The sequence below is a fragment of the Variovorax sp. YR566 genome, assembly GCF_051992195.1.
GTDB lineage: Bacteria > Pseudomonadota > Gammaproteobacteria > Burkholderiales > Burkholderiaceae_C > Variovorax.
Map to the genome: position 1 here is coordinate 1,580,846 of NZ_CP197092.1, position 15,593 is coordinate 1,596,438.

At 66.7% G+C, this 15,593-nt stretch carries 12 protein-coding genes; 7 read left to right on the top strand and 5 right to left on the bottom strand.

Annotated features, from left to right (window positions below):
* The first annotated feature begins 19 nt into the window (after positions 1-19).
* The 7 genes from mmsA to ACTG4X_RS07320 all read left to right on the top strand — a co-directional run bounded on the left by mmsA (position 20) and on the right by ACTG4X_RS07320 (position 9,170).
* On the top strand, positions 20-1,546 hold the full coding sequence (gene mmsA / locus ACTG4X_RS07290) for a multiple monosaccharide ABC transporter ATP-binding protein (RefSeq protein WP_093050256.1): 1,527 nt from the start codon (positions 20-22) through the stop codon (positions 1,544-1,546).
* Positions 1,533-2,744, top strand: a complete 1,212-nt coding sequence (gene mmsB / locus ACTG4X_RS07295; RefSeq protein WP_093076010.1) for a multiple monosaccharide ABC transporter permease — start codon at positions 1,533-1,535, stop codon at positions 2,742-2,744. Before mmsA ends, mmsB begins: the two co-directional genes overlap by 14 nt.
* Before the next feature lie 9 nt (positions 2,745-2,753).
* Positions 2,754-4,277 carry a sugar ABC transporter ATP-binding protein gene (locus ACTG4X_RS07300; protein WP_097200041.1) on the top strand — a complete coding sequence of 508 codons (1,524 nt, stop codon included), beginning with the start codon at positions 2,754-2,756 and terminating at the stop codon, positions 4,275-4,277.
* A gap of 112 nt (positions 4,278-4,389) precedes the next feature.
* A complete protein-coding gene (locus ACTG4X_RS07305; RefSeq protein ID WP_097200897.1) occupies positions 4,390-5,439 on the top strand; it encodes an ABC transporter permease in 1,050 nt (349 codons plus the stop codon).
* Positions 5,436-6,470, top strand: coding sequence for a galactofuranose ABC transporter, permease protein YjfF (gene yjfF, locus ACTG4X_RS07310; RefSeq protein ID WP_354339142.1), 1,035 nt, complete (start codon positions 5,436-5,438; stop codon positions 6,468-6,470). Before ACTG4X_RS07305 ends, yjfF begins: the two co-directional genes overlap by 4 nt.
* Before the next feature lie 27 nt (positions 6,471-6,497).
* Positions 6,498-8,246, top strand: a complete 1,749-nt coding sequence (locus tag ACTG4X_RS07315; RefSeq protein ID WP_097200039.1) for an IlvD/Edd family dehydratase — start codon at positions 6,498-6,500, stop codon at positions 8,244-8,246.
* Between the two features lie 6 nt (positions 8,247-8,252).
* Entirely contained in the window at positions 8,253-9,170 is a 918-nt protein-coding gene (locus ACTG4X_RS07320; protein WP_093048210.1) for a dihydrodipicolinate synthase family protein, read from the top strand.
* A 19-nt stretch (positions 9,171-9,189) separates the two neighbouring features.
* Here the strand turns inward: ACTG4X_RS07320 and ACTG4X_RS07325 are convergent, their stop codons facing one another.
* The 5 genes from ACTG4X_RS07325 to ACTG4X_RS07345 form a co-directional block, all read right to left on the bottom strand.
* Positions 9,190-9,462 (bottom strand): hypothetical protein, encoded by a 273-nt coding sequence (locus tag ACTG4X_RS07325; protein ID WP_093048213.1) that lies wholly within the window; start codon positions 9,460-9,462, stop codon positions 9,190-9,192.
* Between the two features lie 135 nt (positions 9,463-9,597).
* Complete coding sequence (locus tag ACTG4X_RS07330; protein WP_093172648.1) at positions 9,598-10,089, bottom strand: hypothetical protein; 492 nt, start codon at positions 10,087-10,089, stop codon at positions 9,598-9,600.
* Positions 10,090-10,157: 68 nt separating this feature from the next.
* On the bottom strand, positions 10,158-10,568 hold the full coding sequence (locus tag ACTG4X_RS07335) for a hypothetical protein (RefSeq protein WP_093076001.1): 411 nt from the start codon (positions 10,566-10,568) through the stop codon (positions 10,158-10,160).
* A gap of 151 nt (positions 10,569-10,719) precedes the next feature.
* Entirely contained in the window at positions 10,720-13,287 is a 2,568-nt protein-coding gene (cphA, locus tag ACTG4X_RS07340) for a cyanophycin synthetase (protein WP_097200038.1), read from the bottom strand.
* 58 nt (positions 13,288-13,345) lie between these two features.
* Positions 13,346-15,583, bottom strand: coding sequence for a cyanophycin synthetase (locus ACTG4X_RS07345; RefSeq protein WP_256328767.1), 2,238 nt, complete (start codon positions 15,581-15,583; stop codon positions 13,346-13,348).
* Between the last annotated feature and the right edge of the window lie 10 nt (positions 15,584-15,593).

A 15,593-nucleotide genomic window follows, 5' to 3' on the forward strand; every position in this document is an offset into this window, starting at 1 on the left:
TGCTGGTGCAATCCTCGAGATGCGTGGCATCACCAAGACGTTTCCCGGCGTGAAGGCGCTGAGCAACGTCAACCTCAGCGTGCGCGCCGGGGAGATCCACGCAGTGGTCGGCGAGAACGGCGCGGGCAAGTCGACGCTCATGAAGGTGCTCAGCGGCGTCTACCCGTGCGACTCGTACACCGGCGAGATCCATTTCGAGGGCGAGCTGCGCCGCTTCCGGGGCATTGCCGACAGCGAGAAGCTGGGCATCATCATCATCCACCAGGAACTGGCGCTGGTGCCGCTGCTGTCCATTGCCGAGAACATCTTCCTGGGCAACGAGATTGCCAGCGGCGGCGTGATCGACTGGTTTGCGGCCTATGCGAAGACGCGCGAGCTGCTCGCCAAGGTGGGCCTGAAGGAGCCGCCGACCACGCTGGTGACCGACCTGGGCGTGGGCAAGCAGCAGCTGGTGGAAATCGCCAAGGCGCTGGCCAAGGAGGTGAAGCTGCTGATCCTCGACGAGCCCACCGCCAGCCTGAACGAGAACGACAGCGATGCGCTGCTGATGCTCCTGCTGGAGCTCAAGCGCCAAGGCATCGCGTCGATCCTCATCTCGCACAAGCTCAACGAAATCGCCAAGGTGGCCGATTCGATCACCGTGCTGCGTGACGGCGCCACGGTCGAGACGATGGACTGCGCGCGGCAGGCGATCAGCGAAGACCGCATCATCCGCGGCATGGTCGGGCGCGACATGGCGCACCGCTATCCGCAGCGCGACCCGAAGATCGGCGAGACCGTGTTCGAGGTGCGCGACTGGCGCGTGCACCATGCGCTGCATGCCGACCGCGAGCAGATCAAGGGCGTGAGCCTGAACGTGCGCAAGGGCGAGATCGTCGGCATTGCGGGCCTCATGGGCGCGGGACGCACCGAGCTGGCCATGAGCGTGTTCGGCAAGTCCTACGGGCAGCGCATCAGCGGCTCGGTGTTCATGCATGGCAAGCAGGTGGACGTGAGCACGGTGCGCAAGGCCATCGACCACGGCATCGCCTACGTCACCGAAGACCGCAAGGGCCTGGGGCTGGTGCTGGAGGAAGACATCCGCAAGAACATCAGCCTGGCGAATCTCGATGCGATCTCCGAGTCTTCGGTGATCGACAACGGGCGCGAATTCAAGGTGGCCAACGAGTACCGCAAGGCGCTCAACATCCGCTGCTCGGGCGTCGAGCAGCTGGTGGTCAACCTGTCTGGCGGCAACCAGCAGAAGGTGGTGCTGAGCAAGTGGCTCTTCACCAAGCCCGAGCTGCTGATTCTCGACGAGCCCACGCGCGGCATCGACGTGGGCGCCAAGTACGAGATCTACACCATCATCGACCAGCTCGCGAGCGAGGGCAAAGGCATTCTCATGATTTCTTCGGAACTGCCGGAACTGCTCGGCATGTGCGACCGCATCTACGTGATGAACGAGGGGCGCTTCGTCGCCGAGTTTCCGGCCGCCGAGGCCTCGCAGGAACGCATCATGCATGCCATCGTGAGTGCGGGGAGTTCGGTTCATGTCGCAGCCTGAAGTCAACGCGGTGAAGGCCGCCATTCCCGCTTCCGAAGCGCCGAAGCTGCATGTCGGTTTCCTGAAGAACAACCTGCGCGAATACGGCATGCTGATCTCGCTGGTCGCGATCATGGTGCTGTTCCAGGTTCTGACCGACGGTACGCTGTTGCGGCCACTGAACCTCACCAACCTGCTGCTGCAGAACAGCTACGTGGTCATCATGGCGCTGGGCATGCTGCTGGTGATCGTGGCGGGGCACATCGACCTGTCGGTGGGCTCGGTGTGCGGCTTCATCGGGGCGCTGGCTGCGGTGCTGATGGTGGAGTACGAGTGGCACTTCGTGCCCACGGCCATCGTGAGCATTCTTGCGGGCGCAGTCATCGGTGCGGCGCAGGGCTGGTTCGTGGCGTTCCGCAAGATCCCTTCGTTCATCGTCACGCTCGCGGGCATGCTGGTGTTCAAGGGGCTCACGCTGGCGCTGCTGGCGGGGCAGTCGGTGGGGCCGTTCCCGGTGGAGTTCCAGCGGCTTAGCTCGGGCTTCATTCCTGATCCGCTGGGTGGCGATGCATTGCGCACCACCTCGCTGGTGGTGGGCGCGCTGGCCGCCGCGGCGCTGGTGTTCTTCAAGCTGCGCGGGCGCGCCAAGCTGGCGGCGCACGGCATGGAGCAGGAGCCGTATGCCTTCTTCCTGGTGAAGAACCTGTTCTTCGCCGCCATCATCCTGTTCTTCAGCTACCTGCTCTCGACCTACAAGGGCCTGCCCAATGTGCTGATCGTGATGGCGGTGCTGATCGTGGTGTACGACTTCGTCACCAATCGCACGACCATCGGCCGGCGCATCTATGCGCTGGGCGGCAATGAGAAGGCGGCGCGACTGTCGGGCGTGAAGACGCAGCGGCTTGCGTTCCTCACTTTCGTGAACATGGGCGCGCTGGCGGCGCTGGCGGGCCTGGTGTTCGCGGCGCGGCTCAACACGGCCACGCCCAAGGCGGGCCTGGGCTTCGAGCTCGACGTGATCGCGGCCTGTTTCATCGGCGGCGCATCGGCCTCGGGCGGCGTGGGCCGGGTGATGGGCGCGGTGATCGGCGCCTTCATCATGGGCGTGATGAACAACGGCATGTCGATTCTGGGCATCGGCATCGACTACCAGCAGGTCATCAAGGGGCTGGTGCTGCTGGCGGCGGTGTTCATCGACGTCTACAACAAGAACAAGTGACGGCTGTACATGGCTGACGACCACACTCTCTCGCCCGTCTTGGAGCTCAAGGGTATCCACAAGCAGTTCGGCGGCATTCCGGTGCTGCGCGATGTGCAGTTGCGGTTGTACCCGGGCGAGATCCACGCACTGATGGGGCAGAACGGCGCGGGCAAGTCGACGCTGATCAAGGTGCTGACGGGCGTGCTGCCGTCGAGCGGTGGCGAGATATTCCTCGACGGCCAGCAGATTCACCCGCATTCGCCGCTGGAGGCCCAGAAGCTGGGCATCAGCACGGTCTACCAGGAGGTGAACCTGTGCCCGAACCTGTCGGTGGCGGAGAACGTGTTCGCGGGGCGCTATCCGCGCTGCGGCGTGGCACAAGGCTTTCGCATCGACTGGGCTTGCGTGAACCGGCGCGCCGAAGAACTGCTGGCGCGCATCGGGCTCGACATCGACGTGACGCGGCTGCTGTCGAGCTACTCGGTGGCAGTGCAGCAGATGGTGGCGATCGCGCGGGCGCTGGGCGTGTCGTCGAAAGTGCTGATCCTCGACGAGCCGACGTCGAGCCTGGACGACGACGAAGTGGAGAAGCTGTTCGAAGTGCTGCGGAGGCTGCGCGGCGAGGGACTGGCCATCGTCTTCGTGACGCACTTCCTCAACCAGATGTACGCGGTGTCGGACCGCATCACGGTGCTGCGCAACGGCAGCTGGATCGGGGAGTGGCGCGTGGCCGATCTCGGGCCGCAGGCGCTGATTGCCGCGATGCTCGGGCGTGAGCTGGCGGCGCAATCGGCACGGCCTGCTGCGCTGCCTGCGTTCGACGAGGCTGCGCCGGCCTTGCTGCAGGCCGAAGGTCTGGGGCAGGCCGGGCAACTGCAGGCGACCGACTTGCGCGTGCGTGCCGGTGAGGTCGTTGGTATCGCGGGCCTGCTGGGCGCGGGACGCACGGAACTCGCGCGGCTGCTGTTCGGGCTGGAGTCGCCGGACCGTGGTGTGCTCAAGGTCGACGGCCGCGCTGTCAGCTTTTCGAATCCAGCCGACGCAATCCGTGAAGGCCTTGCGCTGTGTCCTGAGGAACGCAAGACCGATGGCATCGTCGCCGAACTCTCGGTACGCGAGAACATTGCGCTTGCCTTGCAGGCACGCCTGGGCACGCGGCGCTTCCTGTCGCACGCCGAGCAGACCGAGATGGCCGAGCGCTTCGTCAAGTCGCTCGGCATCAAGACCGCGAGTGTCGAGACCCCCATCGGCCTGCTCTCCGGCGGCAACCAGCAGAAGGCGATGATCGCGCGCTGGCTCGCGACCGAGCCGCGCCTGCTGATTCTCGACGAGCCGACGCGCGGCATCGACGTGGCGGCCAAGCAGGAAATCATGGAAGAAATTCTGAGGCTCGCGAAGGCGGGCATGGCGGTGATCTTCATCTCGTCGGAGATGAGCGAGGTGGTGCGGGTGGCGCATCGCATCGTGGTGTTGCGGGACCGGAAGAAGGTAGGAGAGCTGCCGGGCGGCTCTTCCGAGGACGAGGTCTACGAAATGATTGCTGCGGCATGAACAACCTCCTGTCCTTGGGGCGCGATCACGTCGACGGGAGACATTCGCGGAGGGGAGCACCCGGTGTCATTCACACACGCCCCGAATACAACGCGTGCCGGAGCAACTGACCATGGCCGACAAAAACCACAACCGCCTGGCGAACGCAATGCGCCACAGACTTGCGTGGCCACTGATCACGCTGTTGCTCCTGCTCGCAGTCAACACAGCCTTCAACTCCAGCTTCCTGCATCTCGAATGGCGAGAAGGCCATCTCTACGGCAGCCTGATCGACATCCTCAACCGCGCCGCGCCACTGGTGCTGGTGTCGCTGGGCATGACGCTGGTGATCGCCACGCGCGGCATCGACATCTCGGTGGGTGCGGTGGTCGCCATCGCGGCGGCGCTCGCGGCCTGGATGATCGGCGGCTCGGTGGCCAATGACGTGAGCCGGTTCCCGATGTCGCTCGCGATCCTCGCGGCCATCGGCATTGCGCTGCTGTGCGGGCTGTGGAACGGTCTGCTGGTGGCCAAGGTAGGCATGCAGCCGATCATCGCGACGCTGATCCTCATGGTGGCCGGGCGCGGCATTGCGCAGCTGATTGCCGATGGGCAGATCATCACGATCTACTACAAGCCCTTCTTCTTCCTCGGCAGTGGTTATCTGCTGGGGCTGCCGTTCTCGTTGTTCATCGTGGCGGCGGTGTTCGTGCTGCTGTATCTGGCGATCACGCGCACGGCGCTGGGGCTGTTCATCCAGGCTGTGGGCATCAACCCGACGGCGGCGCGTGTGGCGGGCGTGCAGGCGCGGCGGCTGATTGTTGGCGCGTATGCCTTCTGCGGTGCTTGCGCGGGCGTGGCGGGGCTGCTGATCAGCTCCAACGTGAAGAGCGCTGACGGCAACAACGCAGGTCAACTGATCGAGCTCGATGCGATCCTGGCGGTGACGCTGGGCGGCACTGCGCTGACTGGTGGGCGCTTCAGCCTGGTGGGTAGCGTGATCGGCGCGCTCATCATCCAGACGCTGACCTATGCGATCTATTCGCTGGGGGTGCCGCCGGAGATCAACCTGGTGGTGAAGGCCGGCGTGGTGTTCGCGGTGATGCTGCTGCAGTCGCCCGAGTTCAGGGCGGAAGTGCGGTCGCTGGTGCAGCGGCCGGCGCATGAAGGAGCCCGGTCATGAGTGCGGTGATCGACGCGACACCCTCACCCCAGCCCTCTCCCGCGCGCGGGACACAGGGGAAAGGGAGCAAGAGGCTCAACCCGAAGTACCTGCCGCTGGCGGCGACCATCTCGCTGTTCGTGCTGGTGGCGACGCTGGGGTCTGTTTTCTACGACGGTTTCTTCTCGGCGCAGGTGTTCCTCAACCTGCTGATCGACAACGCCTTCCTGATCGTCGTTGCCGTGGGCATGACCTTCGTGATCCTCTCGGGCGGCATCGACCTGTCGGTGGGCTCGGTGATCGCGCTCACCACCATGGTGTCTGCCTCACTGGTCGAGAAGCACGGCTGGAGCCCGGGCATCGTGATTCCGCTGGTGCTGGTGATGGGCACGGCTTTCGGCGCATTCATGGGGCTGCTCATCGAACGCTTCCGGCTGCAGCCTTTCATCGTCACGCTGGCAGGCATGTTCCTGGCGCGCGGGTTGTGCTACCTCATCAGCATCGACTCGATCAGCATCACCAACGAGTTCTACTCGGAGGTCTCGCAGATCCGCATTCCCATCTGGGGCGAGGCCTCGGTGTCGATCAGCGCGGTGATCGCCATCGTGGTGCTGCTGGCGGCGATTTTCATTGCGCACTGCACGCCCTTCGGCCGCGCGGTTTACGCCATTGGCGGCAGCGAGCATTCGGCAATGTTGATGGGCCTGCCGGTGCGCCGCACGCTCATTGGCGTGTACACGCTCTCGGGCTTCTGCTCGGCGCTGGCGGGCGTGATCTTCACTTTCTACATGCTCTCTGGCTACGGCCTGCACGCGATAGGGCTGGAGCTCGACGCCATCGCAGCGGTGGTGATCGGCGGCACGCTGCTCACGGGCGGTGTGGGCTATGTGGCGGGCACGCTGTTCGGCGTGCTGATGCTCGGGATCATCCAGACGCTCATTTCATTCGACGGCACGCTGAGCTCGTGGTGGACGCGCATCGTCGTCGGTGCGCTGCTGTTCGTCTTCTGTTTGCTGCAACGCTTCTTTACCTCGCGCGCACCCCGGCGCTGACTTTCAATTTTTCCCAGGACACCTCGCATGCCGGACACCCCTCCGAAGAAACTGCGCTCGACCGAATGGTTCGGGTCGGCCGACAAGAACGGCTTCATGTACCGAAGCTGGATGAAGAACCAGGGCATTCCGGACCACGAGTTCGATGGCCGGCCGATCATCGGCATCTGCAACACCTGGTCGGAGCTGACGCCGTGCAACGCGCACTTCCGCAAGATCGCCGAGCACGTGAAGCGCGGCATCTCGGAGGCGGGCGGCTTTCCAGTCGAATTTCCGGTGTTCTCCAACGGCGAGTCGAACCTGCGGCCCACCGCGATGCTCACGCGCAACCTCGCGAGCATGGACGTGGAAGAAGCCATCCGCGGCAACCCGGTCGATGCGGTGGTGCTGCTCACGGGCTGCGACAAGACCACGCCCGCGCTGCTGATGGGCGCGGCGAGCTGCGACATCCCGGCCATCGTGGTCACGGGCGGACCGATGCTCAACGGCAAGCTCGAAGGCAAGAACATCGGCTCGGGCACGGCCGTGTGGCAGCTGCATGAATCGCTGAAGGCGGGCGAGATCAACCTGCACCAGTTTCTCTCGGCCGAAGGCGGCATGTCGCGCTCGGCGGGCACCTGCAACACCATGGGCACGGCCTCGACCATGGCCTGCATGGCCGAGGCGCTGGGCACTTCGCTGCCGCACAACGCTGCCATTCCGGCCGTCGATGCGCGGCGCTATGTGCTCGCGCAGATGTCGGGCATGCGCGCGGTGCAGATGGCGAAGGAGGGGCTCACGCTGTCGAAGATCCTCACGCGCGAGGCTTTCGAGAACGCCATTCGCGTGAATGCGGCCATCGGCGGATCGACCAATGCGGTGATTCACCTGAAGGCGATCGCGGGGCGCATCGGCGTCGATCTGGAGCTGGAAGACTGGACGCGCATCGGCAGCAACACGCCGACCATCGTCGACCTGATGCCTTCGGGGCGCTTCCTGATGGAAGAGTTCTATTACGCCGGCGGTTTGCCCGCCGTGCTGCGCCGGCTCGGCGAGAACGGTTTGCTGCCGCACCCCGATGCGCTCACCGTCAACGGCCAGTCGATCTGGGACAACGTGCGCGAGGCGCCCAGTCTCGACGACGAAGTGATCCGCCCGCTGAGCAACCCGCTGATCGCCGACGGCGGCATCCGCATCCTGCGCGGCAACCTGTCGCCGCGCGGCGCGGTGCTCAAGCCCTCGGCCGCGACACCGGAGCTGCTGAAGCACCGCGGCAAGGCGGTGGTGTTCGAGAACCTGGAGCACTACAAGGCGCGCATCGTCGATGAAGACCTCGACGTCGATGCCAGCTCGATCCTCGTGATGAAGAACTGCGGCCCCAAGGGCTACCCCGGCATGGCCGAGGTCGGCAACATGGGGCTGCCGCCGAAGCTGCTGCGCCAGGGCATCAAGGACATGGTGCGCATCTCGGACGCGCGCATGAGCGGCACGGCCTATGGCACCGTGGTGTTGCACGTTGCGCCCGAAGCGGCGGACGGCGGGCCGCTTGCGGCGGTGCGCGACGGTGACTGGATCGAGCTCGATTGCGATGCGGGGCGCTTGCATCTCGACATCAGCGACGAAGAACTGGCGTCGCGCCTGGCTTCGCTGTCTGCTTCCGATGTGCAGCCGATGAGCACACGCGGCGGTGGCTACCAGAAGCTCTACGTCAACCACGTGCTGCAGGCCGACGAAGGCTGCGACTTCGATTTTCTGGTCGGCTGCAGAGGCTCGGCCGTTCCCCGCCATTCACACTGATTCACCATGACACCCAGATACCGCGGCATCTTCCCGGTGGTGCCCACCACCTTCACCGAACAGGGCGCGCTCGACCTCGAAAGCCAGAAGCGTTGCGTCGATTTCATGATCGACGCGGGCTCGGACGGCCTGTGCATCCTCGCCAATTTCTCGGAGCAGTTCGTGCTGTCCGACGAAGAGCGCGAAGTGCTCACGCGAACCATCCTCGAACACGTGAAAGGCCGCGTGCCGGTGATCGTGACCACCACGCACTACAGCACCAAGGTGTGCGCCGAACGCAGCCGCCGTGCACAGGACATGGGCGCCGCGATGCTGATGGTGATGCCGCCGTACCACGGCGCGACTTTCCGCGTGCCCGAGCCGCAGATCTTCGAGTTCTATGCGGGGCTGTCGGACGCGGTGGGCATTCCGATCATGATCCAGGACGCGCCGGCCAGCGGCACGGTGCTGTCGGCGCCGTTCCTCGCGCGCATGGCCAAGGAGATCGAGCATGTCGCGTATTTCAAGATCGAGACCGCCGGCGCGGCCGCGAAGCTGCGCGAACTGATCCGCCTGGGCGGAGACGCCATCGAAGGCCCGTGGGACGGCGAAGAAGCCATCACGCTGATGCCCGACCTCGACGCCGGCGCGACCGGGTCGATGACCGGTGGCGGCTACCCGGACGGCATCCGGCCGATCATCGAGGCGCACCGTTCAGGCGACCGCGACAAGGCCTTCGCGCTGTACCAGCAGTGGCTGCCGCTGATCAACTACGAAAACCGGCAGGCGGGCCTGCTGGCTTGCAAATCGCTGATGAAGGAGGGCGGAGTGATCGCCTGCGAAGCGCCGCGTCACCCGTTGCCGGCGATGCACCCCGACACGCGTGCCGGCCTGATCGAAACCGCAAAGCGGCTCGATCCGATGGTGCTGCGCTGGGGGAAGTAGGGACGGGGAAAGAGGCCGCTCAGGCCTCGGGGGTGCTGCTGTTCTTTTCGAGTTCGCTGACCTGCAGCGACAGATCGAACAGCTTGGACTTGCTGGCGTAGTAGCGGTCGAGCCGCCATTCCTTCAGGATGTCCATTGCGAGCTGGAAGCTCTTGTAGTCGAGGTTGTAAAGCGTGACCAGTTCGAAGCTGCGTTCGGACTCTAGAGCCAACACGAGTTGGGCCAGGATCTTGGCCGATTCGTTGGCCGGGTCCGTTTCGATGAATCGGCGAGCGACCTTGATGGCATTCATGGGAAAGGATTCCTCGGTAGGCAGGGACCGAGAACTATAGCTAGCGTGCAACTGCCTTTTGTGACAGTACTGTGACAGTAGGGGCATCGCCAGCCCACCGCGCGGGTCTGGCAATGCCTCGGGAAAGAAGCTCACTCAGCGCAGGGGCGCGGGCATCGGTTGGGGCATCGGACGAGGCATTGGCCGAGGCATGGGCATCGGCTCCGGTGCCATGGCCGGCGCGGGCATCACGATGGTGGTGACCGACTCGCGGATCACGCCACCGCCCATCACGCTGCCGTCGACGCTGGCCTGGGTGTTGCCGCTGCTGCCGAGCACGCGGGCCTCGCAGGCAGCGCGGTCGTCCGGCTGCTGTTGCAGGCCGCAGCGCGCGAGCGCATTGGCGCGGTAGTCGGGTGCGCTGGTCAGGCCGCCCTGGGCGGCTGCCTGGCGTGCGGCGCCGGCTTCGCGGATGCAGGCAGCGCGGTCTTGCTGGTTGTGGCCGCAGACGGCCAGTTCCTGTTGATAGATACCCGGTGCTTCACCACGGCGCGGCGACGCGGCCGAGACAGCGGTGGAGGCCGCCAGAGCGCCAACGGCGAGCACGGCGAAGAGCATTGAACGAGTGTTGCGAGTGGTGCTTTTCATGGATGACTCCTTGAAGCGAGCTGAAAAACCAGGGAAATGTTCGACCTCCCGCAGGAGGCCGGGTTCAGTCAACGTGCCGGCAGGGTCTGCGGCGGCAGGGGCGTCACGGTTTCGCGGATCACGCCGCCGCCCATCACGCTGCCTTCGGTGGTGGTGCGTGCTCCCCCCTTGATGCGGGCTTCGCAGTCGGGCTGTTCGACGGCGGGTAGTTCGCTGCAGCGGGCGAGGGCGTTGACCTGTTCGCGGGCGGGGCTGGGGCTGGTGAGGCCGCTGCGTCCGGCCTCCTGGCGGGCTGCGCCGGCTTCGCGCAGGCATGCGGCGCGATCCTGCTGCACGCCGTCGCAGGTGGCGCGTTCCTTTTGCATGCGGGCTTCGGAGCCCGGTGCTTGTGCGCTGGCCGTCTGTGCGCCGAAAACGATGAAACCACTGGCGGCGAAGAGGGCCGTGGCAGAGAGGATCGAACGAACTGTTGTTGTCATGCGGGCTCCTGGTGAAGCCACGCCCTCCGGGAGGTGCGTGACCGGAGCCACAGTCTGGTGCCGGTCGGGGCCTGCGGTCTGTGGGACAGCCGCACCCATGGACTGGGCCGGACGCGCCCCTGCATGTGGGACGTGTCCGGCAAGCGGGGCTTCAGCCCGCTGCGATGCGCTGTGCCAGGTGAGCGAGCGCTTCCTCGACCTGGTCGACAAGGATCAAGGACAGGTCGCCGGGCTGTAGCCGCGCCAATGCCGTATCGATTGCCACGAACTCGCCGCGGATCTCGTCGATATAGCGCGTGCGAGCCGCGCCCTGCAGGCCCTGGCGCAGCAGCGCCATGACTTCGCCGTCGGCGCGGCCACGTTGCGCCGCATCCTGATAAAGAATCACGTCGTCGAAGGCCTGGCCGAGGATGGCTGTCTGGTCGCGGATGTCCGAATCGCGCCGGTCGCCCGCGCCGCTGATCACCACCGAGCGCTTCTTCGCCGGCATCGTGTCCACGGCCGACACCAGTGCGCGCATGGCGTCGGTGTTGTGGCCGTAGTCGGCGATCACGGTGGCGCCGCGGTAGTCCATGACGTTGAAGCGCCCGGGCACGCCGGCCGCGTCGTTCATGAAGCTCGCGAGGCCGCTGCGGATGGTGTCCCAGTCCAGGCCCACGGCCCAGGCCGCGGCCACGGAGGCCATGACGTTGTCGACCTGGAAGCCGATGGTGCCGCCGCGTGTGATGGGCACGTCGCGCAGAGCGATGCGTTCGCGCCACGAGCCCTCGGCTGCGACCAGCGTGTCCTGGTCGACGTACACGGTGCGCTTGCCTTGCGCGCGGTGCGTGGCCATTACCGGGTGCATGCGGTCGGCAGTGAAGAAGATCACGTGGCCGGGGCAGCCGGCCGCCATGGCAGCGACGTTCGGGTCGGCCGCGTTGAGCACCGCGTAGCCGTCGGCCGCCACGTTGCGCACGATCACGCGCTTGAGCACCGCGAGGTCTTCGACGGTGGTGATGTAGTTCAGGCCCAGGTGGTCGCCGCTGCCGATGTTGGTGACCACGGCCACCTGGCAGCGGTCGAAGCCGAGGCCTTCGCGCAGCACGCCGCCGCGGGCCACTTCAAATACGGCCGCATCCACGTCGGGGTGCATGAGCACGTTGCGCGCGCTCTTGGGGCCGCTGCAGTCGCCGCTGTCGGTCTGGCGGCCGTCGACGTACACGCCGTCGGTGTTGGTCATGCCGGTGCGCAGGCCGCTTGACGCGAGCAGATGGTTGATGAGGCGCGCGGTGGTGGTCTTGCCGTTGGTGCCGGTGACGGCAACCACGGGAATGCGGCCGTCGTCGCCATGGGCGAAGAGGGTGTCCATCACCGCTTCGCCGACCGCGCGGCCGCGGCCGAACGAAGGCGAGATGTGCATGCGAAGGCCGGGCGCGGCATTCACTTCGACCACGCCGCCGTGCTGCTCTTCGAGCGGGCGCAGCACGTTCTCGCACACCATGTCGACGCCGCAGATGTGCAGGCCGACCATCTGTGCCGCATCGACGGCGCGCGCCGCAACTTCAGGGTGCACGGTGTCGGTCACGTCGGTGGCGGTGCCGCCGGTGGAAAGGTTGGCGTTGTTGCGCAGCACCACGCGCTGGCCGCGCGCGGGCACGCTGTCGGGCGCGAGGCCCTGGGCTTCGAGCCGGCCGATGGCGATGTCGTCGAGGCGGATCTTGGTGAGCGAGGTGGCATGGCCCTCGCCGCGGCGCGGGTCGAGGTTCACGGTATCGACCAGCTGGCGCACCGTGGAGCTGCCGTCGCCGATCACCTGCGGCGGGTCGCGCCGCGCGGCGGCCACGAGGCGGTCGCCCACCACCAGCAGGCGGAAGTCGAAACCGGGGAGAAACTTCTCGACCATCACCTCGCCGTAGGCGGCGGCCGAGTCGTAGGCCGCGAACAGTTCTTCGCGCGAGTTGATGTTTACCGTAACGCCCTTGCCCTGGTTGCCGTCCTGCGGCTTCACCACGACCGGCAGGCCGATCTCGTTGGCGGCGGCCCAGCCGTCTTCGGCGCTGCTCACGGGCCGGCCCAGCGGAACGGGCACGCCAGCGGCGTTGAGCAGCTGCTTGGTCAGTTCCTTGTCCTGCGCGATCGATTCGGCCACGCCGCTGGTGCTGTCGACTTCGGCCGCCTGGATGCGGCGCTGTTTCGAACCCCAGCCGAACTGCACGAGGCTGCCGCTGGTGAGCCGGCGGTACGGAATACCGCGTGCCACGGCGGCATCGACGATGGAGCCGGTGCTCGGGCCCAGGCGCTCGGATTCGTCGAGGTCGCGCAACTCGGTGATGGCGGCGTTGGCGTCGAAGGCGGAGTCGGTCAGGGCGGCGGCGATGAGCTGCTCGGCCACTTCGATCGCGCGGCGGCCGACGGCTTCTTCGCTGTACTGGAACACGACCTGGTAGACGCCGTCTTCCACGGTTTGCGAGGTGTGGCCGAAGTTGACTGCGCAGCCGGCCTGGGCCTGCAGCGCCACGGCGGCGTTCTCGAGCACGTGGGCCAGCGCCAGCGGCTGGCCCAGCACCATCGGGTGCAGCTCGCCGATGGTGGGGAAGCGCGCACGCAGGCGCGCCTCGAAACCGGCCAGCTTGCTGATGGCGTTCTCGTCGCCTTCGCAGGCCACGACTGCCTCGATGGCGGTGTGGCGGCTCCAGAGATTGGGCCCGCGAAGGGCTCGGATGCGGGTGACTTTCATGGGGCTGCGAGGGCTACGGTCTTGACGAGGCGGGAGCGAGGCGATGCGGGTGCAACGCTCAGGCGAATTGGGTTTGGAGGGGCTGGGTCTGAGACAGCTGCAGCGAGGCCAGCGCCGCCTGCAGGTCGGCCTCGAAGGCCTCCACGCCGGCGCCGATCAGGTTCAGCGGAATGCCCATGGCCCAGGCCGCGGCCACGGCGGCCAGCAGGCTTTCGAGGCTCACGCCGGCATGGGTGGCACGCCACACGGTCAGCCGGCCGAGGCCCGGCAGGAACGATTCGCTGCTGCCGTTGGCCAGCACCACGCGGTCTTGCCGCACCAGCACGGCCTTGCCGCCGGCGGTCTGGTGCGCGGTGAGGTCGGCGGCCTGCGAGTCGGCCGAATACAGGATGACGGCGCCATCGCACAGCGGCGCGAGGCCGGCTACGCGCGGGTCGGCCGCGTTCAGCACGGCGGTGCCTTCGGACAGCACCACGTCGACCTGCGTGCGCAGCACCTTGACCATCTGGTCGCTCTCGGTGATGTCGTAGTCGGCCAGCGTTTCAGAGCCTTCGAGGTCGGTGACGATGCCGACTTCGCAGCGGTCATAAGAAAGGCCGTCGCGCAGGATGGTCTCGGCGCCGTTCTCGATCACCACGGCCTGCACGGCGCGGTTCACGAGCAGGCGGTGGCCGGCGTCCCAGTTGGCGCTGTCGCGTGCATCGACGCGGCGGCGTTCGAGGAACAGGCCGTCGCGGCAGGCGAGGCCGGTGTGGCGTCCGCCCAGGCCGATCAGCCAGGCCACGAGGCGCGCCAGCACGGCGGTGTCGCGCGAGCCGGCCACGCCGACCACGGGAATGCGCCCGGGCGCATCGTTGGGGAACAGGTGGTCGCAGATGGCGCGGCCCACCGGGCGCGGCGAGCCGACGGCCGGCTTCAGGTGCATCAGCAGGCCGGGGCCGGCGTTGACTTCGACGATCGCGCCGCGCTGCGGGCCCAGCGGCTTGGAAATGTCTTGCGCCACGAGGTCGATGCCGGCGATGTCGAGGCCCACCACGCGCGCGGCCAGCACGGCGGCGTGCGCGACTTCGGGGTGGACCTGGTCGGTGCAGTCGTTGGCCATGTTGCCGTTGCGCTGGATCGTGACCACGCGGCCGGCGGCCGGCACGGCGTTGGCGTCCAGCTCCTGGCGCTTGAGTTCGAGCTGCAGCTTGGCGTCGGTGTCGATCACGATCACGTCGAGCGGAAACTCTTCTTCGGCGCCGCGGCGCGGGTCGCTGTTGAGCTGTTTCTCGATCAGTTCGCGCACCGTGGCCTGGCCGTCGCCGGTCACGGTGATGATCTCGCCGCGCGCGGCCGCCACCACCTCGCCGCCCACCACCAGCAGGCGGTGTTCGTGGCCGCGGATGAAGCGCTCGACCATCACGTCGCTGCCCTCGGGCTCGGCGACCGCGAAGGCGGCAAAGACTTCTTCGCGCGTCGTCAGTTCGAGCGACACGCCGCGGCCGTGGTTGGCGTCGGAAGGTTTCACGACCACCGGCAGGCCGATGTCCTCGGCGGCTTCCCAGGCTTCTTCGGCATTGGCGACCACCTGGCCTTCGGGCACGGGCACGCCGCAGCTTGCGAGCAGGGACTTGGTCAGTTCCTTGTCGCTGGCGATCGATTCGCCGATGGCGCTGGTGTAGTCGGTTTCGGCGGTCCAGATGCGCTGCTGGTTGGCGCCGTAGCCCAACTGCACCAGGTTGCCGCTGTTCAGGCGCATGTGCGGAATGCCGCGGTCGGTGGCGGCGGCCACGATGGCGGCGGTGCTCGGGCCGAGGTAGCAGTCTTCCACCTTGGCCTTGACCGCGTCGACCGCCTTCTGCACGTCGGCGGCGGTGAATGGGTCGTTGTTGATGGCCGCCATCAGCAGGCGGTGGCCCTCGGCCAGCGCCACGCGGGCGACCTGCTCGTCACGCGCGCGGAACACCATGCGGTAGACGCCGTGCTCCGAGGTGCTGCGGGTTTGCCCGAAGCCGGTCGGCATGCCGGCCAGGTTCAGCAGTTCGATGACGACGTGTTCGAGCACATGGCCCGACCAGGTGCCTTCGGTCAGGCGCTGGATGAAGCCGCCGCGCTCGCCCACGCCGCAATGGTGCTCGATGAGCGCCGGCAGCAGGCCGGTCAGGCGGTCGGTGAAACCGTCGATCTTGTTGGAGGGGTAATCTTCCAGTTGGCCCAGATCGAGCCAGACTTCGAGCACCGGACGGTAGGTCCAGAGGTTGGGGCCGCGCAAATAGTTGATGCGCAGCAGTCGGATGTCGTCGAAACGGGTCATGCAAACGTTC